Genomic DNA, 22,622 nt, shown 5'->3' on the forward strand with positions numbered 1-22,622 from the left:
CAATAGCCGCTGCAGCGCGGAGACCTCCCGGTGAGCCCCTCACGCCCGTTCATTCTCCGGCCGGTGGCGACCTCGCTGCTGATGGTCGCCATCGTGCTGGCCGGACTGGTGGCGTTCCGCTTCCTGCCGCTGTCGGCCTTGCCGCAGGTTGACTACCCGACCATCCAGGTGCAGACGCTTTACCCCGGGGGCAGCCCCGAGGTGATGAGCAACACCGTCACTGCGCCGCTGGAGCGCCAGTTCGGCCAGATGTCGGGGCTCGACCGCATGAGCTCGACCAGCGCCGCGGGTGTGTCGATCATCACGCTGCAGTTCTCGCTCGGCCAGACGCTCGACGTCGCCGAGCAGGAAGTGCAGGCCGCCATCAATGCCGGCGGCTCGCTGCTGCCGGCCGACCTGCCCGCGCCGCCGGTGTATGCCAAGGTCAATCCGGCCGATGCACCGGTGCTCACGCTGGCCGTCACGTCCGACACGCTGCCGCTCACCGAGGTGCAGAACCTCGTCAACACGCGGCTCGCACAGAAGATCAGCCAGGTCTCGGGCGTCGGGCTGGTGTCGCTCAGCGGGGGGCAGCGCCCGGCCGTGCGCATCCAGGCCAACACGCAGGCCCTCGCCGCCAACGGCATCGGGCTGGACACGCTGCGTACCGCCATCAGCGCGGCCAACTCGAACGGCGCCAAGGGCAGCTTCGACGGCCCCAAGCGCGCCTACACCATCAACTCGAACGACCAGCTGCTCACGGTCGAGGACTACAAGAACCTCATCGTCAGCTACAAGAAGGGCGCGCCGATCCGCATGGTCGACGTGGCGCAGGTGGTCAACAGCGCGGAGAACACGCAGCTCGGCGCATGGGCCGGGACAAAGTGCCCCCCCGAAGTTGCTTCGCAACCTCCCCCCCAGGGGGGCGACTGCCTTGGGACGGCCCGGCGCCAGCCCGGGACCGCCGAGGCCGGCGAGGGCAAGCTCACGCCGGCCATCATCCTGAACGTGCAGCGCCAGCCGGGCGCGAACGTGATCGCCACCGTCAACGCCATCAAGAAGCTGCTGCCCGAGCTCCAGGCCGGCTTTCCCGCGGGCCTGAAGATCGAAGTGCTCAGCGACCGCACCGCGGGCATCCGCGCTTCGGTGCGGCACGTGGAGATGGAACTGGTGCTGGCCGTGGTGCTGGTGGTGCTGGTGATCTTCGCCTTTCTCGGCAGCCTGCGCGCCACCGTCATTGCCAGTGTCGCGGTGCCCATCTCGCTCATCGGCACCTTCGGCCTGATGTACATGCTGGGCTACAGCCTGAACAACCTGAGCCTGATGGCGCTGACCATCGCCACCGGCTTCGTGGTGGACGACGCGATCGTGATGATCGAGAACATCGCGCGCTACATCGAGGAGGGCGAGAAGCCCCTGCAGGCGGCCTTCAAGGGCGCGACGCAGATCGGCTTCACCATCATCTCGCTGACGGTGTCGCTTATTGCCGTGCTGATCCCGCTGCTCTTCATGGGCGACGTGGTGGGGCGGCTGTTTCGCGAGTTCGCGGTAACGCTGGCCATCACCATCCTGATCTCGGCCGTGGTCTCGCTCACGCTCGTGCCGATGATGTCGGCGCGCTGGCTCAAGCACCAGCCGAAGAAAGAAGGCGGCACGGGCTTCGGCGCGCGTGCCCAGCGTTTCTTCGAAGGCGTGATGCTGCGCTACGACCGCTCGCTGCATTGGGTGATCGATCACCAGCCGCTCACGCTGCTGGTCGCCTTGCTCACCATGGTGCTGACCGTGGTGCTGTACCTCACGATCCCGAAGGGCCTGTTCCCCACGCAGGACACCGGCCAGCTGCAGGGCCGCATCCAGGCGGCGCAGGACGTGTCGTTCGACCGCATGTCGCAGCTGCAGCAGCAGGCGGCCCGCGCGATTCTGGACGACCCCGACGTGGAGAACCTCAGCTCCTTTGTCGGCGTGGACGCCGCCAACAACACCATGCTGCATACGGGCAGCATGCTCATCAACCTGAAGTCCGGCCACGACAGCCAGCAGAAGGTGATGGACCGGCTGCGCGAACGCGCGCGGCAGGTGGCCGGCGTCACGCTGTACCTGCAGCCCACGCAAGACCTGACCATCGACGCCGAGACCGGGCCGACCGAATACCGCGTGTCGCTCGAAGGCGTGGACAGCGCGACGATCACCGGGTGGATGAAGAAGCTCGTGGCGAAGCTGCAGGACTCCGACAAGGTGCGCAACGTGAGCAGCGATGCCGGGGCGCAAGGGCTGGCCGCCTTCGTGAACGTGAACCGCGATACGGCGGCCCGGCTGTCGATCACCGCGAGCACGGTGGACGATGCGCTCTACAGCGCCTTCGGCCAGCGCATCGTGTCGACGATCTTCACCGAGACGAACCAGTACCGCGTGATCCTCGAGGCGCAGCCCGGGATGGTGAACACGCCGCAGACGCTCGGGCAGCTGAGCCTGATCGCGGGCTCCGGCACCGCGACGCCGCTGTCCGCCATCGCCGACATCACCGAGCAGCAGGCACCGCTGCAGATCACGCACGTGGCGCAGTACCCGGCGAGCACGCTGAACTTCGATACCGCACCTGGGGTTTCGCTTGGCGCCTCGGTCGATGCGATTCGCGCGGCGGCCAAGGAGATCGGGCTGCCGGGCAGCGTGACGATGACTTTCCTGGGCGCTTCAGGGGCCTACGAGAGGTCGCTGTCGAACCAGCTGTGGCTGATTCTTGCCGCCGTGGTCTGCGTGTACATCGTGCTGGGGGTGCTGTACGAGAGCTACGTGCATCCGCTGACGATCCTGTCCACGCTGCCTTCTGCCGGGGTCGGTGCGTTGCTCGCGTTGATGATCACGGGCAACGACCTGGGGGTGATCGGGATCATCGGGATCATCCTGCTGATCGGCATCGTGAAGAAGAACGCGATCATGATGATCGACTTCGCTATCGATGCGGAGCGTACCCAGGGCAAGTCTGCGCGCGAAGCCATTCATCAGGCTGCCTTGCTGCGCTTCCGGCCCATCTTGATGACGACGCTGGCCGCCTTGTTTGCTGCCATTCCTTTGATGTTGAGTTTTGGGGAAGGCGCCGAGTTGCGCAGGCCTCTTGGCTTGGCGATCTTCGGCGGGCTGATCGTCAGCCAGTTGCTGACGCTGTTCACTACGCCTGTGATCTACCTGGCGTTTGACCGGCTGGGTGGGGGGAGCTCTCGACGGGTCGTGATCGAGGAGGAGGCGGTTTGATGCTGTCTGACTCCTGGTGCTTGGTTTGCTTTCCGGGGCCGAGACCCGGCCGGCGCCCCGAGCAGGGGGCACAGCGATGAATCTCTCGCTGCCTTTCGTCCGCCGCCCCATAGGCACAGTCCTGCTGACCATCGGCGTCGCCCTCGCAGGCATCGCCGCGTTCTTCGTCCTCCCCGTTTCCCCGCTCCCCCAGGTCGACTACCCAGTCATCTCGGTAAGAGCATCCATCCCGGGAGCAAGCCCCGAGACGATGGCAACCAGCGTGGCAACCCCGCTGGAGCGCCACCTGGGCACCATCGCAGGCGTCAACGAAATGACGTCCACCAGCTCGGTAGGCTCCTCAAGAGTCACCCTGCAGTTCGACCTGAGCCGCAACATCGACGGCGCGGCCCGCGAAGTGCAGGCCGCCATCAACGCCAGCCGCGTGGACCTTCCCGCCACGCTGCGCAGCAACCCGACCTACCGCAAGGCCAACCCGGCGGCCTCGCCGGTCATCATCCTGGCCCTCACGTCCAAGACCAAGACTCCGGGCCAGATCTACGACGCCGTCTCGAACATCGTGAGCCAGCGACTGTCGCAGGTGGATGGGGTGGGCGACGTGGAGATCGGCGGCGGCTCGCTTCCCGCGGTGCGCGTGGAACTGCTGCCTTTCGCGCTCAACCGCTACGGCATCAGCACCGAGGACGTGCGTGCCGCCATCCAGGCCTCCAACGCCAACCGCCCCAAGGGCATTGTGCAGGGCGAAGGCCGCAAGCTCCAGATCTACACGCAGACGCCGGCCCTGCGCGCCAGCGACTACGCCTCGATGGTGGTGGCCTGGCGAAACGGCGCGGCGGTGCGGCTGCAGGACGTGGCGGAGGTGCTCGACGGCGTGGAAGACACGCGCACGCTGGGCCTCTTCAATGGCCAGCCGGCGATCGTCATCCTCATCACGCGGCAGCCCTCGGCCAACATCATCGAAACCGTCGACAGCGTGCGCGCGCTGCTGCCCGAACTGCAGGCGCAACTGCCGCCCGACGTCACGCTGCAGGTCGCGTCGGACAGCACCAACTCCATCCGCGCCTCGTTGCGCGAGGTCGAGTTCACGCTGATCGCCGCGGTGCTGCTCGTGGTGCTGGTGGTCAGCCTGTTCCTGCGCAGCGTTCGCGCCACCATCGTGCCGGCGGTGGCCACGGTGGCGGCCCTGCTCGGCACCTTCGGGGTGATGTACCTGCTGGGCTTCAGCCTCAACAACCTGAGCCTGATGGCGCTCACGGTGGCGACGGGCTTCGTGGTGGACGACGCCATCGTCGTGCTCGAGAACACCAGCCGGCACATCGAGTCGGGCATGACGCGCATGAAGGCGGCGCTGCTGGGCGCGAAGGAAGTGGGCTTCACCGTGCTGTCGATCAGCGTGTCGCTGGTGGCGGTGTTCATTCCGCTGCTGTTCATGGGCGGGCAGGTGGGGCGGCTGTTCCGCGAGTTCGCGATCACGCTGTCGGCGGCGGTGATGATCTCGCTGGTCATCTCGCTCACCACCACGCCGATGATGTGCGCATGGCTCCTGAAGCCCGGCGGCGAGCACGACAAGAACAAGCCGCAGGGACGCCTCGGCCGCATGGCGGCGCGCAGCTACGACTGGGTGCTCAAGCGCTACGAGAACAGCCTCGACTGGGCGCTCGACAGCAAGGCGCTCGTCATGCTCATTCTGGTGGCAGTAGTCGGGCTCAACGTCTACCTGTTCAGCGCCGCGCCCAAGGGTTTCTTTCCGCAGCAGGACAGCGGCCAGCTCAATGGCGGGCTGCGCGCCGACCAGAGCATTTCGTCGCAGGCGCTGGCCGACAAGCTGCGGCAAGTGATCGATATCGTCCGCAAGGACCCCGCGGTTGACACGGTGATCGGCTTCACCGGCGGATCGCGTGCGGGTGGCGGCTTCATGTTCGTCAACCTGAAGCCGGCCAACCAGCGCACGGAAAGCGGCCTGGCCGTGATCGCGCGGCTGCGGCCGCAGCTCAACGAGGTGACCGGCCTGCGCGTTTTCCTCGGCCCCGTGCAGGACGTGCGCTCGGGCGGCCGCGCCAGCAATTCCACCTACCAGTACTCGCTCAAGAGCGACAGCCTGGCCGACCTGCGCACCTGGGCCGTCAAGCTGTCCGACGAACTGAAGCTGCAGCCGGTGCTGACCGACATCGACACCGACCAGGACCAGAACGGCGTGGAGACGGTGGCCAAGGTCGACCCGGACAGCGCGCGCCGGCTCGGCCTGACTTCCACCGCCATCGACAACGCGCTCTACAACGCCTTCGGCCAGCGGCAGGTGGCAACCATCTACACCGAGCTCAACCAGTACCACGTGGTGATGGAGTGGGCGCCGCGCTACACGCGCAGCCCCAATTCGCTGAGCGATGTGTACGTGCCGGCGACCAAGACCTCGGTGATCGGCGGGCAGACGGTGACCACGCAGGTGGCGGCGGCGACGGGTACCACGTCGTCCTCCGGCAGTTCGGCGGCATCGGCCACGGCCGCGAGCGCGACGGTGCCGGTCTCGGCCAACGCGGGCCTGCGCGGCGCGTCGACCGGCAACGTGCTCAGCAACACGCCCACCGCCCTGGTGCCGCTGTCGGCGGTGGCGAAGTTCGAGGAGCAATCCGTCGCAACCTCGGTAAGCCATGAAGACGGCGAGTTGGCGACCACGATCTCGTTCAACCTTGCCGAGGGCGCGAACCTCGGCGACGCGCGCGAGGCCATCGCCAAGGCCGAGGCCAACATCGCCATGCCCACCAACGTGCGCGGCGCGTTCGCCGGCACGGCAGCCAGTGCGCAGCAGTCGCAGGGGCAGCAGTTGATGCTGATCCTGGCGGCGCTGGTCGTGATCTACATCGTGCTGGGCATCCTCTATGAAAGCCTGGTGCATCCGATCACCGTGCTGTCGACGCTGCCGTCGGCCGGCGTGGGCGCGGTGCTGGCGCTGCTGATGTTCCGCATGGAGTTCTCGATCATTGCGCTGATCGGCGTGTTCCTGCTGATCGGCATCGTGAAGAAGAACGCCATCCTGATCATCGACTTTGCGCTGGAGGCGGAGCGCTCGCGCGGGCTCACGCCGCTCGAGGCGGTCCGCGAGGCCTGCCTGCTGCGCTTCCGACCGATCCTGATGACCACGCTGGCCGCCGCGTTGGGCGCGCTGCCGCTGGCCATCGGCTTCGGGGAGGGCGCCGAGCTGCGCCGGCCGCTGGGCGTGGCCATCATCGGCGGGCTGATCGCGAGCCAGCTGTTGACCCTGTTGACGACGCCAGTGGTCTACCTGTTGCTGGACAAGCTGCGCCGCCGAAGCAAACATGAACACGAATTGAGCCGTGCCACGCCCGTCTGAGAACAACACCGCCATGAACGCACTGCTTTCCACTTCGCGCTTTTCGCTCTCGGCGCTCGCGCTCGCCGCGGCCCTCGCCGGCTGCGCCGTCGGCCCGCGCTACGTGCAGCCCACCACCGCCGCGTCCATCGACTGGAAAGAGCAGAAAACCGCCGAAGGCTGGCTGCCCGCCGCGCCGGCCGATGCGCTCGACCGCGGCGAGTGGTGGAAGCTGTTCGCTGACCCCGCGCTCGACGAACTGGCTGGCCGCGTGCAGGTGTCGAACCAGAACATCGCCGCGGCGGTGGCCAACTACACGCAGGCCCAGGCGCTGGTGCGCGGCGAGCGGGCGGCACTGTTCCCGTCGGTGTCGCTCGACGGTTCGGGCAAGCGCTCCGGCACGGTGGGTGGCAGCAGCACGTCGAGCCCGGCGAACACTTTCTCGGTCACGCTCGGCGCGAGCTGGACGCCCGATGTGTGGGGCCGCCTGCGCGAAGCCGTGAGCAGCGCGCAGGCCAACGCGCAGGCGAGCGAGGCCGATCTTGCGGCCGCGCGGCTCTCGGCCATTGGCAGCCTCGCGACCAACTATTTTTCCCTGCGCGAGGCCGATGCCGAGATCGTGCTGCTCGACGAGACCATCCAGGGCTATCAGCGCGCCTTCGAGATCACGAGCAACCGCTATGCGGCCGGCATCGCCGCGCAGACCGATGTGCTGCAGGCGCAGACGCAGCTCGTCAATGCCAAGGCCGAGCGCGTGGGCCTGCAGCGCACGCGCTCCACCTACGAGCACGCCATTGCGATGCTGCTGGGCGTGGCGCCCGCCGACTTCAGCCTGCCGGCCGCGCAATGGACGCCCATGGTGCCCGGCGTGCCGCTCGGCGTGCCTTCCACGCTGCTGCAGCGCCGGCCCGACATCGCGGCGGCCGAGCGCTCGGTGGCGGCGGCCAATGCGCAGATCGGCATTGCGCGCGCGGCGTACTTCCCGAACATCGGCCTCACGGCCTCGGTGGGCAGCAACGCAAGCCGCGTGAAGGATCTGTTCGGTTCGGCCAACACACTGTGGGGGCTCGGGCTGTCGGTGGCACAGGTGATATTCGACGCGGGCGCGATTGCGGCCAATGTCGATTCCGCCAAGGCCGGCTACGAGTCCAGCGTGGCGCGCTACCGCCAGACAGTGCTCACCGCCTTCCAGGCCGTGGAAGACCAGCTCACCGCCAGCGCAACGCTCGCGCAGCAAGAGGGCCTGCGCCGCGAGGCATCCGCGGCGGCCGACAAGACCGAGCAGCAGCTGCTCAACCGCTACCGCGCCGCACAGGTGAGCTACACCGACGTGGTCACGGCACAGGCTGCCGCGCTCAGCGCGCGGCGCACGCTGGTGCAACTGCAGGTCAATCGCCAGAACACTGCCGTCGCGCTGATCCAGGCGATGGGTGGCGGATGGCAGGCCGGGTGGATGGAGGGCAACGCCAAGGCGGATGCGGCAGCACCGCACCCCGCCGCTTCCCGCACACAGTAGGGCGGCGATGCCGGGGATGGGCGCGAGGCCCATCCGCAAGCCCGAAGGTCAGCGCAGGCGCTTCGCCGGGCCTGATTGCAATGTCACGACGTCCGGGCGGTCAATGCGCCGTACGGTCGATGGTGTGGCCCAGATAGTCCTTGTCGGTCACCAGCACCCACAGCGCCAGCACCAGGATCACCGCGGCCACGAGCACCGCGTTGACCATGGCCATCTCGATGCCGCGGAAACCGAGCACCCAGGGCGAAACCGCGAGCCAGGCTGCCAGGCCCACCTCGGTCCATTCTTCCCACTGCCGGGGCACGAAGGTCGCACCGAGCGCCACCGCGCCGAGCAGGATGCCGGTCGCAACCATCGTCCACATGGCGGCCGTCGTGCCCGAAAAGCCCAGAACCCAGGGCGAGACGATCAGCCAGGCGCCGGCGGCGGCGTTGACAGGGTCTTGCCAATGCTTCACTTGCTTCATGGTCATTACCTCCTGTCGCGACAAGGCGCCGCGACAGCGGTTGGATACACCGTTGCGGGCAGGGTTCCGCTGGAGGAAGCTAGCTGCCCCGCGCCGCCGGGGCCGTGAGGTAGGCCCCCGATTCGAACAGTTGCGCCTCCGCCTGGTCGATGCGCCGGATCACGGGCTTGCCGGCGCGGCTGGCCAGCAGCTCGACCAGCGCTTCCGTTACCGCCACCCCGGCCGCGACCGAGGGGAAGAACGAGGGGCTGTTGATCGTGAAGAGCAGGGTTTCGTCCGCCAGCAGCGACAGCGGCGAGGCCGCGCTGTCGGTGATGGCAACGATGCGGCAGCCCGCCGCCCGGGCCGCCTGCGCCACCTGCAGCGCCTCGCGCGAGTAGGGCGCAAAGCTCGCCACCACCAGCGCGTCGCCCTTGGCGAAAGCGCGCTGCTGCATCTCCAGCGAGCCGCCCTGGCCGTCGACCAGGTGCACGCTGGCGCGGAAGAGCCGGTACACGTAGACGAATGAAAAGGCGATCGGAAAGCACGCCCTGAAACCCGCGGCGTGCACGGCCGGCGCCTTCTCGATCAGCACGCAGGCCTTCTGCAGCGCCTGCTCGCTTTGCTGGTGGGTGGCCTCGAGGTTGCGGCGCTGCACCTCGAACATTTCGCCCGTCAGCGTCTGGTCTTTCGCGCGGCCGACGAGCTGCTTGGCGCGCCCGCCGTAGGTTTCGGAGCCCAGGCCCATGTCGGCGGCAAATGCTTCCTTGAGCTGCGGCCAGCCTCCGAAACCCAGATGCTGGGCGAACCGCACGAGCGTGGCAGGCGTGCTCTGCGAACGCGTGCCGACGTTGCGCATCGAGCCCGTGACCACCTCGTTCGGATGGTCGAGCACGTAGCGCGCCACCTGCTGCAGTGCGGGGCTCAGTTCGTTGAAACGCTGGCGGATCTGCTCTCTGGTGTTCATTGGATGGCCTCCGTGCTGCGCACTGCGGTGCGCGCTTGCTTGGGGCGGGCCGGCGGCGGCGCTCATGGCTCCGTCTCTCTTCGGCTGCGGTTGGAACAAATGTACCGGAGGTGGAAGACGGGAACAGTTGACGGAACAAATGTTCCAAACAATAATCCGGGCGAAACGTTGGTTCCAAGCATCCGAAACACCATGACGCACGTCTTCCACCGCCACCTTCGCCAGACCCCGCCCGTAGCCGCCGGCTCCCACGGCATGTTCATCCGTGACGCCGAAGGCCGCGAATACCTCGACGCTTCGGGCGGCGCTGCGGTGTCGTCGCTGGGCCATGCGCACCCCGAGGTGCTGGCCGCCATGCACGCCCAGCTCGACAAGCTGGCCTATGCGCACACCAGCTTCTTCACGAGCGAGGTGGCCGAACAGCTGGCCGACGAGATGATCGGCTCCGCTCCCGAAGGCATGAGCCACGTCTACCTGGTGAGCGGCGGTTCGGAGGCGGTGGAGTCGGCGCTGAAGATGGCGCGGCAATACTTCGTCGAAATTGGCCAGCCGCAGCGCACGCACTTCATCGCGCGCCGCCAGAGCTATCACGGCAATACGCTCGGCGCGCTGGCGGTGGGCGGCAACGCGTGGCGGCGCGAGCCCTTCGCGCCGATTCTCGTGCCGGCCACGCATGTGGCGCCGTGCTATCCGTACCGCGAGCAGCGCGCCGACGAAAGCGCCGAACAGTACGGCCTGCGCCTCGCGGCCGAACTCGAGGCGGCCATCCTCGCGCAGGGTGCCGACCGGGTGATCGCCTTCGTGGCCGAGACCGTCGGCGGTGCCACGGCCGGCGTGCTCACGCCCGTGCCGGGCTACTTCAAGGCGGTGCGCGCGGTGTGCGACAAGTACGGCGTGCTGCTGATCCTCGACGAGGTGATGTGCGGCATGGGCCGCACCGGCTCGCTGCACGCCTGCGAGCAGGAGGGCGTGGTGCCCGACCTGATGACCGTCGCCAAGGGCTTGGGCGGCGGCTACCAGCCCATCGGCGCGGTGCTGGCGCAGCGCAGCATCGTCGATGCCATGTCGAAGGGCAGCGGCTTCTTCCAGCACGGCCACACCTACCTCGGCCATCCGATGGCCTGTGCCGCCGCGCTCGCGGTGCAGCGGGTGATCCGGCGCGACGGGCTGGTGGCCAAGGTGCGCGAAGGCGGCATTGCGTTCGGCGCGATGCTGGCCGAGGCGCTGGGCGCGCACCCGCACGTGGGCGACGTCCGTGGCCGCGGCTTCTTCTGGGGCATCGAGTTGGTGGCCGATCGCGCGAGCAAGGCGCCGTTCGACCCGGCGCTGAAGCTCAACGCCACCGTCAAGAAGGACGCCATGGCGCGTGGCCTGCTGTGCTACCCCTTCGGCGGCACGGTCGATGGCCGGCAGGGCGACCACGTGCTGCTGGCACCGCCCTTCATCGCCACGCGGCAGGACCTGCAGGAGATCGCCGCGCGGCTCGCGGCCTCCATCGACGCTGTCACGCGCGCCGCTGCGGCAGCTGCGCGCTGAGCACCACTTTTTCAGTTCTCTTTTCCTTCAACCGTCCTTCCGAGGAGCGTTCCATGCCCAAGCTTCGTCTGCCGTTTCCCTTCGGTGCCACCGCGCTCGCGATGCTCTTCGCGGCCCTCATGCCGCTCACGGCCGCACAGGCCCAGGACAACGACACGCTTGCCAAGATCAAGGCCAGCGGCGCCATCACCTTCGGCTACCGGGAGTCGTCGTTCGGCTTCTCGTACCTCGACGGCAACCTCAAGCCCGTGGGCTACAGCATCGAGATCTGCAACCGCATCGTCGAGGCGGTGAAGGCCGAGCTGAAGCTGCCCGCCATCGAGATCAAGTACCAGGCTGTCACCTCCGCCAACCGCATGCCGCTGGTGAAGAACGGCACGGTCGACATCGAGTGCGGCTCCACCACCAACCTGGTCGAGCGCCAGAAGCAGGTGGCGTTCTCGCCGGACATCTTCCGCTACAACGTGCGCATGCTGGTGAAGGCCGATTCGGGCATCAAGGGCATCGCCGACCTGCAGGGCAAGACCGTGGCCACCACCACCGGCACCACCTCGTTCCGCCTGCTGCGCGAGGCCGACCGGGGCCGCAGCCTCGACGTGACCAACCTCGCGGGCAAGGACCACAGCGACTCCTTCCTGCTGGTGGAAAGCGGCCGCGCCCAGGCCTTCGTGCTCGACGACATCCTGCTGGCCGGGCAGATCGCGAATGCGCGCAACCCGAAGGACTTCCTCATCACCGGCGAGAGCCTTCGCACCGAGAACCAGTCGCTGATGTTCCGCAAGGACGACCCGGCCTTCAAGGCGCTGGTCGACCGCGTGGTGTCGGGCATGATGAAGTCGGGCGAGATGGAAAAGCTCTATGCCAAGTGGTTCATGTCGCCCATCCCGCCGAAGGGCATCAACATCAACTACCCGCTCAACGCCGAGACGAAGGACGCCTTCGCGATCCCCTCGTCGAAAGGCATCTGAACCCCCGTGACCCCATGACTCGCATTGCCCTGATCCACGCCCTGTCGCACTCGGTCGCGCCCATCAACGACGCCTTCGCGCGCGACTGGCCCGAGGCTCGGCGCATGAACCTGCTCGACGACAGCCTGTCGGCCGACCTCGCGCGCAACGGCAGCAAGGGGCTCGACGGCGCCATGCACGAGCGCTTCCAGCGGCTCGCGCAGTACGCGGTCGACACGGGCGCGCAGGGCATTCTCTTCACCTGCTCGGCCTTCGGGCCGTGCATCGAGGCGGTGGCGCGGTGCCATGCGGGCATTCCGGTGCTCAAGCCCAACGAAGCCATGATCGACGAGGTGGCGCAAGGGCAGGGGCGGCTCGGGCTGATCGCCACCTTCGCGCCGACGCTGGCCTCCATGCCGCCCGAGTTTCCGCGGGGTACGGCAATCGAACCCGCGCTGGCCGAAGGCGCGCTCGACGCATTGAATGCCGGCGACACGCAGCAGCACGACGCCCTGATCGCCGCGCAGGCCGCGGCCCTGAGCAAGCGCGGCTGCACGCGCATTGCCTTGGCCCAGTTCAGCATGGCGCGCGCGCGCGCCGCCTGCGAAACGGCCAGCGGCCTGCCGGTGCTGACCACGGTCGACAGCGCAGTGCGCGCACTGCGCCGGCGCATCGGGCCCTGGTCAGCGTGAGCGCGAGCCTTCGATGACCGAGAACAGCGCCGTCATCGCGATCTGCGCCGCGTCGCTGCGCCCCAGGTAGCGGGGGATGCCGGTTTCGCGGTCGGTTGCGTCCAGGCCTTGCGACAGCCGCCGGTAGATGTCCGCCGAGGGCATGCACGCCGAGGTGCCCAACGCATCGCAATAGGTGTCGATGAGCACGCCCGCGAGCTGCTCGCTCTGCGCGTTCGACAGCTTCATCGGAGTGCCCGCGAACACGGCGGCGATGCAGTGCATCAGGTAGGCCTGCGTTTCGAGCGAGAACGACTGCTGCCGCACGTAGCACTCGACGGCTGCCCAGAACAGCGGCTCGGAGGTGCGGCGCCAGCTTTCCAGCACCTTGCGCGCCTTGGCCACCAGGTCGGCGTGCGCATCGCCGGGCTCGGTGGGGCGCAGCGCCAGGCCCTGCAGCGTGAGCGCGGCCTCGGGGCCGGCCGCACCGAGGATGAAGCTCCAGAACTTCCAGCGGGCGTACCACTTCTTGTCGCGCGCCGGGTCCAGCGTTTCGAGCAACCGGAAATCGATGCTCTGCATGGCGTCGACCTGCTGTTCGGCCATGTTGCCGCCGCCGAGGTCCAGCACCGGCATGCCCGACTGCATGCGGTCGGCCGCGATGTGGCCCTGCGCCACGATGCCGGCGCTCGTGCCCGAGCGGTCGATGTCGAGCAGCCGCTGCATCAGCTGCTGCAGCTCGCTGGCCGATGCGCCGGTGGCCTCGGCCACCCGCCGCATCGAGGCGCGCTGCTCGCGCTCGAGATCCTGCGCGTTCTTCCGGCGGTCTTCGCCGTGGTCGTCGGCGGTCGAGGCGTGTTCTTCGAGCCCGTTGTTGGGCGTGAACGTTCGCATTGGTCAAGGCTCCTTCGGGCGCCACACATGCCCGAACATGACCGACTGTGTGCCAACGCACCGGGTCTGAACATCACCCGAACAGGGGAGCCTGAATGGCGCCTGACTGCTCCCTCGCGATAATGGCCGCTCTTCAAAGGAGTGCGCGTGGACATTGTTTTGCTGGTCAAGGCCGCCGTGATGGGCATCGTCGAAGGGCTGACCGAATTCCTGCCGATCTCGTCGACCGGCCACCTGATTCTTGCGGGCTCGCTGCTCGGTTTCGACGACGACAAGGCCAAGGTCTTCGACATCGCCATCCAGACCGGCGCGATCTTCGCGGTGATCCTGGTCTACTGGCACAAGATCAAGTCGACCGTCGTCGCGCTGCCCCGGCAGCCGAAGGCGCAGCGCCTGGCGCTGAACATCTTCATCGGCTTCCTGCCCGCGGTGGTGCTGGGCCTGCTGTTCGGCAAGGCCATCAAGGCGCACCTGTTCATCCCGACCGTGGTGGCGAGCACCTTCATCATCGGCGGCTTCATCATCCTCTGGGCCGAGAAGCGGCCGCCGGGTTCGGTGCGCGTGGAGCATGTCGACGACATGTCGCCCTGGGACGCACTCAAGGTCGGCCTGGTGCAATGCTTCGCGATGATCCCCGGCACCAGCCGCAGCGGCTCGACCATCATCGGCGGCATGCTGCTGGGGCTGTCGCGGCAGGCGGCGACCGATTTCTCGTTCTTCCTGGCCATTCCCACGCTGATCGGCGCCGGCGTGTACAGCCTCTACAAGGAGCGCGCGCTGCTGTCGGTGGCCGACCTCCCGCTGTTCGCGGTGGGGCTGGTGTTCTCGTTCATCAGCGCATGGTTGTGCGTGCGCTGGCTGCTGAAGTACATCAGCACCCACAACTTCATTCCGTTCGCCTGGTACCGCATCGCCTTCGGCATCGTGGTGCTGGCCACCGCGTGGAGCGGAGCGGTGGTCTGGGCGGAGTAACTTTGCGCGGCGCTCAGCTTGCCTTTGCCGCCAGCGGCACCTGAAGCGTCAGCCGCGTCTCGCCCGGGCGCGACTGCAGCCGCAGTTCGGCCCCGAGGCGCCGCGCCCGGGCGCGCAGGCTGCGCAGTCCGGCACCCGCGCCCTTGTCGGCGCCATCGACCACGAAGCCGCGGCCGTCGTCGCGCACGCTGAGCTGCAGACCCGCGCCGGTGCGGGTCACGGCCACGTCCACGTGCCGGCCTGCGCTGTGCTTGAGCGCGTTCGTCAGCGCTTCCTGCAGGAAGCGCAGCAGGTCGAGGCTCTGTGACGGCGGCAGCTCGAGCGTCTCGATGTTCGATACCTGCCAGCGGCAGTCGATGCCGTTCGCGTCGAGCAGCTGCGAGGTGCGATGGCGCAAGGGCGCGAGCAGCTCGCCGAATGCACGCGCCCCGTCGTGCTGGCCCGCGGCCTCGATGATCAGCCGCAGGTCGTCGCGCAGGCTCTTGAGCATCGCGAGCAGTGCGGGCGCGGAAAGCTCTTCGGGCCTGCGTTCCAGCGTCGCGATGCTGCCGACCAGCATGCCGCCCAGCCCGTCGTGCAGGTCGCTCGCGAGGTTCACCCGCTCGCCGATGCGCGCATGCGCCAGCTCCAGTGCATGCTGCTGCGCGAGCGTGGCGGCCAGTTCGGCCTTGGCGGTGTTCACCTCTTCGATGAGCTCGGTGTTGAAGTTCTCGATGCGCTTCAGGCTGCTCACGAAGCGCCCGGCCTGCGTCAGCGCCATGCCCAGCAGCAGCACGTACGACGACATGGTCGTGTAGTAGATGTTGCTGTGGATCACCTGCATGAACACCAGCAGGTCGTGCATTGCCGTTGCCGCCGACACGGCCATGAAGGGCGCGAGCGAACGCATCGGGCTCGCGCGGTGCCGCAGGGCGTGCACGATCGATGCGCTGTTCACCGCAATGACCGTGAGGCCACCCACCAGCGTCCAGATGGCGCGGTGAACCGGCAGGTCCAGGCCGCTCGCCAGCCACAGGTCGAGCACGCCGGCCAGCGCGACCAACAGTGCCGCCGCTTCAAGGCGCGGCATGCGCGATGCGCAGAAGCGCAGCGCAAAGACGATGTAGGACACGCCGAAAACCAGAAGCAGCGAAGTGTTGAGCGCCTGCCACCCGTGGTTGGAGGCAAACGGCCAGGGACTGGTGGCGATCTGGTTGTAGCCGAACAGCAGCCACAGCACCGACATCAGCGCGAACCATCCGTAGGCCGCCTCGCGCCGCCGCAGCAGCCACAGCGCGGCGAAGAACCCTGAGACCGCCGCGCTGACCGCGAGGCCCAGCACCTGCAGGTCGCGGCGCACGAACCGCTCCCGCTCGTAGGTCGCCTGCACGGCGGCGGGCCTGCCGAGACTGACCGGGCCCAGGCCGGCCTGGTAGGCAGACAGGCCCGAGACGCGGACCGTCAGCATGTTGGTGGCGCCCGGCTTCAGCAGCGGCGGCGCCAGCAGCCAGTAGCGCGGCATGTTCCAGGCGCGGGTCAGCGGTTCGACCAGGTTCTGGTCGCGCGAAATCGGCGTGCCGTTGAGCGAAACCTCGCCGGCCATGTTGAGGTAGTGCAGCAGCAGGCCCGTTTCGTTGGTCTGCGCGGGCTGGTCCCAGGTCAGCCGGTACCAGACCACGCCGTCGAAGCCGGGCCAGCGTTCGGCCCAGCTGTCGGGCAGCGTGACGCGCGTCCATCCGTCGGTCGGCGGGCTGGTCTCGTTCCAGCCCGTGCCTCGCACCGCTTCGACGCGGAGGTCGGGAGGTGGGGGCTGCTGCGCGAGCGTCCTCGCAGGGATGGAAACAAGGAGGAAGAAAAGAAGGGCGCCCATCAACGCGGCAAGCAATGCCTGTGCGGGCGATGCGGGCTGCCGGCTCCTCATCCGATCCAGATCCTTCATTTACCAGTTCTCGGGGATGGCCTCGATGAAAACGAAAAGACACACTTTGCCATGTTTTGTCTTAGTTGTTCATAGAGGGAGAAGTCGATGTCCATCCGGATCCATGCGCAGCTGCTGGCGATTGCCTTGTCTTTCGCGGGAAGCGCACATGCCGCCGGCTATGCCGCCGGTGGCGCGGGCAACGCAGGCCCCGCCCAACCCGGCTGGTCGTCGAGCGCCGGCGGCGCCGCGGCTACGGTCTCAGGAGACGGTTCCACTGCGATCGGCGCGGGTGGCGATGGCAGCAACGGAACTGCTGGCGGAATAGGTGGAACGGGCGGCGTTGGCGCCAGTGCGACCGCGAATGGTTCGACGGCCATCGGGGGCGGCGGAACCGCGGGGCAAGGTATCGCGGGCGGCACGGGCGGGGCAGGGGGAAGCGGCGCCCAGGCCACGTCTTCCGGCGCCATTGCCGTCGGCGCTGGCGGCGCCGGCGTTGACGGTTGCTGCGGCTTCCCCGGCCGCGCCGGCGGCAGTGGCGCGCAGGCCACGGGCAACTCGGCAGTAGCCATCGGGAGCGCCTCTGGCACCAGCCAGGGCGCAGTGGCGTCCGGCAATGGCAGCACGGCGATCGGCGGCGCGAACGGTGGCGCTTCGGGCGCGGCGGCGCTTGCGACAGGCGGTGTGGCGATCGGCTCGGGCAGTCGGGTCGAAAGCGGTGCGAGCGGCAGCGTGGCCATTGGCGCGAACTCCGTTGCCACGGCGGCCAATACGGTCTCCTTCGGGTCCACCGGCCAAACGCGCGGCCTGGTCAACGTCAGTGCGGGATCGGTGACCGCCACGAGCACCGACGCGGTCAACGGCGGCCAGCTGTACTCGGTGCGAGAGACCGCCGACACCGCCCTGGCAACCGCCAGCGGCGCAACGGCCATGGCTGGGCTTGCCCTGGCCGCTGCGACGGTGGCCGAGGGCACGGCGAACACCGCGCTTGCCAATGCAGGCACGGCACAGGCCATGGCGAACGGAGCCCAGACAGCGGCTGTTGCTGCCCAAGGAACGGCGAACACCGCGCTCGCCAACGCGAGCACGGCCCAGACCACGGCCAACGGAGCCCAGGCTGCGGCAGCAGCGGCCCAGGGCACGGCGAATACTGCCTTGGGCGTGGCGAACAACTCGGTCCAGTACGGTCCGGGTGGCGCGACCGTCAGCCTGAATGCCAACGGCGGCGCGGGAACCACGCTCAGCAACGTTCGCGCCGGCACGGCCATGACGGATGCCGCCAACGTCGGGCAGGTCCAGCAGGCCGAGCAAGGCGCCGTGGCGACCTCCAACAGCTTCACGGTGCAGCAGGTGGCCGCATTGCAGAGCGTCATGAATCAGGCCTTCGCCAACGGCCTGTGCAGCTTCAGCGGAGGCAGCGTGACCTGCGGCACGGGCAGCAAGGCCACCGGTGCGGGCGCCACGGCGATGGGCACCAATGCCACGGCCAACGGGGACAGCACCACCGCCGTCGGCAGCGGCGCCGAGGCCCGCCATGCCGGCTCGGTCGCCATCGGTGCAGGCGCCAGGGCGCTGGCCGATCCCACCACCGCCGTAGGCAACAACGCGGTGGCCACCGGCAACAACGCCGTGGCGCTCGGGGCCAACACGCTGGCTTCGGGCAGCAATGCGGTCGCGCTGGGCCAGGGCTCGGTGGCCGATCGCGACAACACCGTGTCGGTGGGCAACGCGGCCACCGGGCAGTTGCGCGGCATTGCGAATGTTGCGCCCGGCGTGCTGGGCACCGACGCCGTCAACGTCAACCAGATGCAGCAGGCGGTGAGCAGCGCGACCAGCCAGGCGAATGCCTTTGCCGCAAAGGGCATTGCAGCGGCGCTCGCCATGCCCTCCATGCCGACGCTTGCGGCAGGCAGGAAGTGGATGGGGGCCGCCGCGGGCAACTACGCCGGCGCATCCGCCATCGGCTTCGCTTTCGGCTACCAGGTCAACGACAACCTGAACCTGGGGCTGGGTGTGTCCACGGCCACCAGCAGCGGCAGCAGCAACCGAATTGCCGCCCGCGTTCAGGCGGGCTATGCATGGTGAAGGGCAGGGAAGAAGGCCGGCGCGGGTCAGGTCAGCGCAGCAAGCCGTGCCGCCGGCCCTCGAAGACGGCTTCGGTGCGCGAGCTGACGGCCAGCTTGCGGTAGATGTTCTTGGTGTGGCATTCCACGGTCAGCCTGGAGATCGACAGTGATTCGGCCATGTCGCGGTTGCTCAGGCCTTGCGAGACGAGCTCCAGTATCTTGCGCTCCCGGGGCGTGAGCGCGGCCGGTGCTTTGCCGGAGGCCTGCACCGCCGCTTCGGCCGGCGGCGGCTGGTGCGTCGCCAGCCAGGCGAGGATGTGGCGGGCGATGCTCGGGTCGATGGGCGCGCCGCCCTGTTCGATGCTGCGCAGCGCGATGCCCAGCTCGATGTCGTCACGCTCCTTGAGCAGGTAGCCGATGGCGCCTGCGCGCAGGGCTGCGAAGATGATTTCCTCCGTGCGCCAGGCCGAGATCACCACCGCCGGAACGCCCGGGTGGTGCGCCTGCAGCCAGCCGATGAGCTCGACCCCGCTGCCGTCGGGCAGGCCGATGTCCACCAGCACCACGCCGTAGCCCTGTTTGTCGAGCAGTTGCCGGGCGCCGGCGACGCTGTCGGTCACCGAAATGCGGTTCTCGTCGCAGCCGAGGGTGGACAGCACGTAGCGCAGACGCTCCTGCATGGCCGGCTCGTCCTCGACGATCAGCGTGGGGCTCAGCGAAACGGGTTCGGCGTCTTCGGTCGGAAAGGGGGACATGCGGCGGATTCTTCGGCCAGGCCGGCGAGCCGGGCGCAAGGTATTTGCTTATTTTTCCAGACTTGCTGCCAACTATTGTCGGGTAGGTCTGCACATGATCAGGTAAGTCGAATTCGTGACCGGCTCCAGGTGCTCCGCCTCGCCGCGGAAGCCCAGCCGCTCGTAGAAGGCCACGCTACGCGGCGTGAAGGTTTCCAGGAAGCAGGGCACGCCCGCCGCGTCGGCCTCGGCCAGCGTAGGCGCCAGCAGCTTTGCGCCCAGCCCGCGCCCCTGTGCATCGGGCGAGATGCCGAGGATCGACAGGTACCAGGCATGCGCCGGCGCCATGTCCGGCGAGCGCGCGGCCATGAAATCGACGATGCGGCGGTAGTTGCCGAGGCCCCGCGCGCCCAGCGCGCTGGCGAGGTAGTCGCTCTTCGCCGCCGACTCGGCCGCATCGATCGCATCGGCGCGAGGCAGCAGCCAGGCCGCCGCCCCGAGCCGGGCGTCTTCGGCGGCGAGGTAGCGGCCAGTGCGCGCGGCCTCGCCCAGCGAGTAGGCGAAGTAGTTGGCGAGCACCGCCTTGCGCTGCGGCATGTCGTGCTCGAAATCGACGGAGATCGCGAGATAGAACGGGTCGACGATCAGTGCGTCGGCCAGCGCGGGCGCTGACGGAAATTCAGGCTGCATGCGGAATCGGCGAGGTTCGGGAATGACCCGGGCGATTCTAGGGAGCCCGCCCTGACCACACCTTAGTCCAGCGTGACACCCCCGCTCAGGTTCAGCACAGCGCCCGTCATCGCGCCCGCACCTTCGGAGGCCGCGAACAGTGCGGCGGCCGCCATCTGGTCGAGCGAGGGCAGACGCTGCACCAGCAGGCCGGGCGGCTTGGCCGCGAGCATCTGTTCCACCGTGAGCCCCATGCTCTCGGCGGCCGGGCGGAACACCTCGCGGGCGTGCGAGCCTGCCGTCACCGCCTCGGGAATGGCGTGCGAGCGGATGCACACGGTGCGGATGTTGAAGGCCGCCAGCTCGCCCGCCATGTGGCGCGAAAGCGCCTCCACGCCCGCGCAGGCCACCGCGTGGCCCAGGTAGCCCGGCCCCGGCAGGCGCGAGGCCGGCGTGGACACCGAAAGAACCACGCCCCCGCCGCGCTTCGCCATGTGCGGCGCCACGGCTTTGGCCGTGAGAAAGCAGCCGCGGGTGTAGGCCTGCACGGGCAGGAAGAAGTCTTCCAGCGCCAGCGCCGACAGGGGTGTGCCCTGCACGTGCGTCACGCCGATGGCGTTGAGCGCGATGTCGATGCCGCCTGCGCTTTCGGCCACCTCGGCGGCGTGGCGGATCATGGCCTGCTCGTCGAGCGCATCGACCACGTCGGCCTCGGCGCGCCCACCCTCGGCCTCGATGGCCCGCACCGCCGCATCGAGCCTGGCCCGGTTGCGCCCGGTGATGAACACCCTGGCGCCTTCACGTGCGAAGGCGCGGGCCACCGCGCCGCCGATGGCACCGCTGCCACCGTGAACCACCACGCACTTGTTGCTGAACGTCTGCGACATCGCTTCTCCTCGGATTGCCGCCCGCGACATGCGGGCGTTCCAACCAAGGACGCGGACCGGCGGCCCGATCCGACATCGCCGATCAGTTTTTTTCTCAGACCTGCGGAATGCGCGCCGCGATCACCCCCGGGTCGTACCAGGTGACCGGCCTGATCTCGAACACCCCGCCCTCGAAGGCCAGCCGGTGCGCGGCGTGGGTGGCCTCCTCGACCGACTCGCACTCCACGATGTAGATGCCCATGAGCTGCTCCTTCGTCTCGGCGAAGGGGCCGTCGGTGATCAGAGGGTGCATGTCGCCCGCGCGGCGCACCGTGGTCGCCACGTTCGGCATAAGCCGCAGCACGGTGCCGAGCTTGCCCTGCGTCTGGAGGTCCTCGCGCAGGTCGGTGTGGCGTTCGAGCATTTCCTCTTCGACGCCCGGTTCCCAGGCGGCCACCGTGGATTCGGAGCCGTAGATGAGGATGGAATAGAGCATGGTCTTCCTTTTCTTTCCGTGGTTCGTGGCGGGTGGGATGGATGAAGTCAGCCGAGCGAGCCCAGGCGGTCGAGCATCGCGCGGATGTGCGCGGCCTCCGCTGCCGTGCGGGCCATGCCGAGGGCGCGTGCGAAGGCGGCGCGGGCTTCGTCGGCGCGCTCCAGCTGCATCAGCAGCGCGCCCTGCAGGCCGTGGAAGTGGAAGTAGCCGTCGAGCGCGCCGGCCAGCGGTTCGGTCAGCGCCAGCGCGACCTGCGGCCCGTGCAGCTTGTGCACCGCCACCGCGCGGTTCAGCGTGACCACCGGCGAGGGCTGCAGGGTTTCGAGCGCGGCGTAGAGGCGGTCGATCTCTGCCCAGTCCGTTTCTTCGGCACGCGCGGCCTGCGCGTGGGTGGCGGCGATGGCGGCCTGTAGCTGGTAGGGGCCGGGCCTGCGCTGCCGCAGCGCGCCTTCGACCAGCGCCAGCCCCTCGGCGATGAGCGCGCGGTTCCAGCGTGCGCGGTCCTGGTCTTCGAGCAGCACGACCATGCCGCCGTCATCGAGCCGCGCATCGGCGCGCGCATGTTGCAGCAGGAGCAGGGCGGCCAGGCCCATCAGCTCGGGCTCGCCGGGGAACAGTTCGAGCAGCAGCCGCGCGAGGCGTATCGCCTCCTCGCAGAGCGCGGCGCGCACGTGCTCCTCGCCGCCGCTGGCCGAATAGCCTTCGTTGAAGAGCAGGTAGACGGTGGTGCACACGGCCGCGAGCCGCTCGTCGCGTTCGCGCCGGCCCGGCGTGTCGAAGGGAATGCCGGCCGAGGCCACGCGCTTCTTGGCGCGGGTGATGCGCTGCTCCATCGCGCTTTCGCCGACCAGGAAGGCGCGCGCGATCTCCCGCACCGACAGGCCCGAGACGATGCGCAATGCCAGCGCGATCTGCTGCGTCAGCGGCAGCTCGGGGTGGCAGCAGACGAAAAGCAGGCGCAGCACGTCGTCGCGGTAGTGCGCCTGGTCGAGCCGCTCGACCAGGGCGGCCTCGGTGTCGTCGAGGTCGGAAACGAGCGCGTCGTCCTCGGGGAGCGGCTCGTGCTGGCCGCGCCGGCGCACCTCGTCGAGCGCCGCGTTGCGCCCGACGAAGATCAGCCAGGCCAGCGGATCGCGCGGCGGGCCGCTCGCGGGCCAGTGCCGCAGGGCGCGCAGGCTGGCTTCCTGGAAAGCTTCCTCGGCCATGTCGAGCTCGCGGAAGTAGCGCAGCAGCGCGGCCACCGCGCGCGGGCGCGAGGCGGTCAACGTGGTGGCGATCCAGGCGGTGTCGTCGTCGGTCATGCGGCGCGCTTGCTTGTCCTTCGTTCCTGCTCACCCAAGGACGCACGAGTATGCGTCGCGCCGACACGCTCGGCAAAATCGGACGCACT

At 68.6% G+C, this 22,622-nt stretch carries 17 protein-coding genes; 8 read left to right on the forward strand and 9 right to left on the reverse strand.

Features of this window, described 5'->3' with window-relative positions; genetic code table 11:
• The first annotated feature begins 30 nt into the window (after positions 1 to 30).
• The 3 genes from AC1DFC_RS02825 (at position 31) to AC1DFC_RS02835 (ending at position 8,072) form a co-directional block, all read left to right on the forward strand.
• On the forward strand, positions 31 to 3,228 hold the full coding sequence (locus AC1DFC_RS02825; RefSeq protein WP_478178637.1) for an efflux RND transporter permease subunit: 3,198 nt from the start codon (positions 31 to 33) through the stop codon (positions 3,226 to 3,228).
• A 76-nt stretch (positions 3,229 to 3,304) separates the two neighbouring features.
• Entirely contained in the window at positions 3,305 to 6,577 is a 3,273-nt protein-coding gene (locus tag AC1DFC_RS02830; RefSeq protein WP_007833809.1) for an efflux RND transporter permease subunit, read from the forward strand.
• Positions 6,578 to 6,590: 13 nt separating this feature from the next.
• Complete coding sequence (locus AC1DFC_RS02835) at positions 6,591 to 8,072, forward strand: efflux transporter outer membrane subunit (protein ID WP_007833807.1); 1,482 nt, start codon at positions 6,591 to 6,593, stop codon at positions 8,070 to 8,072.
• A 100-nt stretch (positions 8,073 to 8,172) separates the two neighbouring features.
• On the opposite strand, the gene AC1DFC_RS02840 is transcribed toward AC1DFC_RS02835, so the two are convergent.
• Entirely contained in the window at positions 8,173 to 8,538 is a 366-nt protein-coding gene (locus tag AC1DFC_RS02840) for an SPW repeat protein (RefSeq protein WP_413334065.1), read from the reverse strand.
• A 79-nt stretch (positions 8,539 to 8,617) separates the two neighbouring features.
• A complete protein-coding gene (locus AC1DFC_RS02845) occupies positions 8,618 to 9,484 on the reverse strand; it encodes a MurR/RpiR family transcriptional regulator (RefSeq protein ID WP_007833803.1) in 867 nt (288 codons plus the stop codon).
• 192 nt (positions 9,485 to 9,676) lie between these two features.
• On the opposite strand from AC1DFC_RS02845, the gene AC1DFC_RS02850 reads away from it, so the two are divergent.
• Genes AC1DFC_RS02850 through AC1DFC_RS02860 form a run of 3 tightly spaced genes read left to right on the forward strand, consistent with a single transcriptional unit; the run spans position 9,677 to position 12,659 of the window.
• Positions 9,677 to 11,020, forward strand: coding sequence for an aspartate aminotransferase family protein (locus AC1DFC_RS02850; protein WP_413334067.1), 1,344 nt, complete (start codon positions 9,677 to 9,679; stop codon positions 11,018 to 11,020).
• Positions 11,021 to 11,073: 53 nt separating this feature from the next.
• Positions 11,074 to 11,988 (forward strand): transporter substrate-binding domain-containing protein, encoded by a 915-nt coding sequence (locus AC1DFC_RS02855; RefSeq protein ID WP_478178638.1) that lies wholly within the window; start codon positions 11,074 to 11,076, stop codon positions 11,986 to 11,988.
• Positions 11,989 to 12,002: 14 nt separating this feature from the next.
• A complete protein-coding gene (locus AC1DFC_RS02860; protein WP_478178639.1) occupies positions 12,003 to 12,659 on the forward strand; it encodes an aspartate/glutamate racemase family protein in 657 nt (218 codons plus the stop codon).
• Here AC1DFC_RS02860 and AC1DFC_RS02865 read toward each other — a convergent pair.
• Positions 12,651 to 13,532, reverse strand: coding sequence for a hypothetical protein (locus tag AC1DFC_RS02865; RefSeq protein WP_478178640.1), 882 nt, complete (start codon positions 13,530 to 13,532; stop codon positions 12,651 to 12,653). The genes AC1DFC_RS02860 and AC1DFC_RS02865 overlap by 9 nt on opposite strands.
• 147 nt (positions 13,533 to 13,679) lie before the next feature.
• Here AC1DFC_RS02865 and AC1DFC_RS02870 point away from each other — a divergent pair, with 147 nt between their 5' ends.
• On the forward strand, positions 13,680 to 14,504 hold the full coding sequence (locus AC1DFC_RS02870) for an undecaprenyl-diphosphate phosphatase (RefSeq protein WP_007833779.1): 825 nt from the start codon (positions 13,680 to 13,682) through the stop codon (positions 14,502 to 14,504).
• A gap of 13 nt (positions 14,505 to 14,517) precedes the next feature.
• On the opposite strand, the gene AC1DFC_RS02875 is transcribed toward AC1DFC_RS02870, so the two are convergent.
• Positions 14,518 to 16,404, reverse strand: coding sequence for a sensor histidine kinase (locus AC1DFC_RS02875; RefSeq protein ID WP_007833777.1), 1,887 nt, complete (start codon positions 16,402 to 16,404; stop codon positions 14,518 to 14,520).
• Between the two features lie 105 nt (positions 16,405 to 16,509).
• On the opposite strand from AC1DFC_RS02875, the gene AC1DFC_RS02880 reads away from it, so the two are divergent.
• Positions 16,510 to 18,486: a YadA family autotransporter adhesin gene (locus AC1DFC_RS02880; protein ID WP_478178641.1), complete on the forward strand. Its 1,977-nt coding sequence runs from the start codon at positions 16,510 to 16,512 to the stop codon at positions 18,484 to 18,486.
• A gap of 31 nt (positions 18,487 to 18,517) precedes the next feature.
• Here the strand turns inward: AC1DFC_RS02880 and AC1DFC_RS02885 are convergent, their stop codons facing one another.
• The 5 genes from AC1DFC_RS02885 to AC1DFC_RS02905 all read right to left on the reverse strand — a co-directional run bounded on the left by AC1DFC_RS02885 (position 18,518) and on the right by AC1DFC_RS02905 (position 22,533).
• On the reverse strand, positions 18,518 to 19,222 hold the full coding sequence (locus AC1DFC_RS02885; RefSeq protein ID WP_478178642.1) for a response regulator: 705 nt from the start codon (positions 19,220 to 19,222) through the stop codon (positions 18,518 to 18,520).
• Positions 19,223 to 19,294: 72 nt separating this feature from the next.
• Positions 19,295 to 19,891, reverse strand: a complete 597-nt coding sequence (locus tag AC1DFC_RS02890; protein WP_007833774.1) for a GNAT family N-acetyltransferase — start codon at positions 19,889 to 19,891, stop codon at positions 19,295 to 19,297.
• A gap of 62 nt (positions 19,892 to 19,953) precedes the next feature.
• Entirely contained in the window at positions 19,954 to 20,757 is an 804-nt protein-coding gene (locus AC1DFC_RS02895) for an SDR family NAD(P)-dependent oxidoreductase (RefSeq protein WP_478178643.1), read from the reverse strand.
• Positions 20,758 to 20,851: 94 nt separating this feature from the next.
• The gene (locus AC1DFC_RS02900) at positions 20,852 to 21,232 is read right to left on the reverse strand and encodes a YciI family protein (protein ID WP_478178644.1); all 381 of its coding nucleotides are present in this window, start codon (positions 21,230 to 21,232) and stop codon (positions 20,852 to 20,854) included.
• A 47-nt stretch (positions 21,233 to 21,279) separates the two neighbouring features.
• A complete protein-coding gene (locus AC1DFC_RS02905) occupies positions 21,280 to 22,533 on the reverse strand; it encodes an RNA polymerase sigma factor (RefSeq protein ID WP_478178645.1) in 1,254 nt (417 codons plus the stop codon).
• Positions 22,534 to 22,622 lie beyond the last annotated feature (89 nt).

The sequence above is a fragment of the Variovorax sp. 10L421 genome (assembly GCF_056395365.1).

Excerpts from the sequence above, each read along its gene's own strand:
- AC1DFC_RS02835 (WP_007833807.1), top strand. The coding sequence starts at position 6,591 with ATGAACGCACTGCTTTCCACTTCGCGCTTTTCGCTCTCGGCGCTCGCG.
- AC1DFC_RS02890 (WP_007833774.1), bottom strand. The coding sequence starts at position 19,891 with ATGCAGCCTGAATTTCCGTCAGCGCCCGCGCTGGCCGACGCACTGATC.
- AC1DFC_RS02875 (WP_007833777.1), bottom strand. The coding sequence starts at position 16,404 with ATGAGGAGCCGGCAGCCCGCATCGCCCGCACAGGCATTGCTTGCCGCG.
- AC1DFC_RS02865 (WP_478178640.1), bottom strand. The coding sequence starts at position 13,532 with ATGCGAACGTTCACGCCCAACAACGGGCTCGAAGAACACGCCTCGACC.
- AC1DFC_RS02830 (WP_007833809.1), top strand. The coding sequence starts at position 3,305 with ATGAATCTCTCGCTGCCTTTCGTCCGCCGCCCCATAGGCACAGTCCTG.
- AC1DFC_RS02840 (WP_413334065.1), bottom strand. The coding sequence starts at position 8,538 with ATGAAGCAAGTGAAGCATTGGCAAGACCCTGTCAACGCCGCCGCCGGC.
- AC1DFC_RS02845 (WP_007833803.1), bottom strand. The coding sequence starts at position 9,484 with ATGAACACCAGAGAGCAGATCCGCCAGCGTTTCAACGAACTGAGCCCC.
- AC1DFC_RS02885 (WP_478178642.1), bottom strand. The coding sequence starts at position 19,222 with ATGTCCCCCTTTCCGACCGAAGACGCCGAACCCGTTTCGCTGAGCCCC.
- AC1DFC_RS02855 (WP_478178638.1), top strand. The coding sequence starts at position 11,074 with ATGCCCAAGCTTCGTCTGCCGTTTCCCTTCGGTGCCACCGCGCTCGCG.
- AC1DFC_RS02860 (WP_478178639.1), top strand. The coding sequence starts at position 12,003 with ATGACTCGCATTGCCCTGATCCACGCCCTGTCGCACTCGGTCGCGCCC.
- AC1DFC_RS02905 (WP_478178645.1), bottom strand. The coding sequence starts at position 22,533 with ATGACCGACGACGACACCGCCTGGATCGCCACCACGTTGACCGCCTCG.
- AC1DFC_RS02850 (WP_413334067.1), top strand. The coding sequence starts at position 9,677 with ATGACGCACGTCTTCCACCGCCACCTTCGCCAGACCCCGCCCGTAGCC.
- AC1DFC_RS02900 (WP_478178644.1), bottom strand. The coding sequence starts at position 21,232 with ATGCTCTATTCCATCCTCATCTACGGCTCCGAATCCACGGTGGCCGCC.
- AC1DFC_RS02895 (WP_478178643.1), bottom strand. The coding sequence starts at position 20,757 with ATGTCGCAGACGTTCAGCAACAAGTGCGTGGTGGTTCACGGTGGCAGC.
- AC1DFC_RS02880 (WP_478178641.1), top strand. The coding sequence starts at position 16,510 with ATGTCCATCCGGATCCATGCGCAGCTGCTGGCGATTGCCTTGTCTTTC.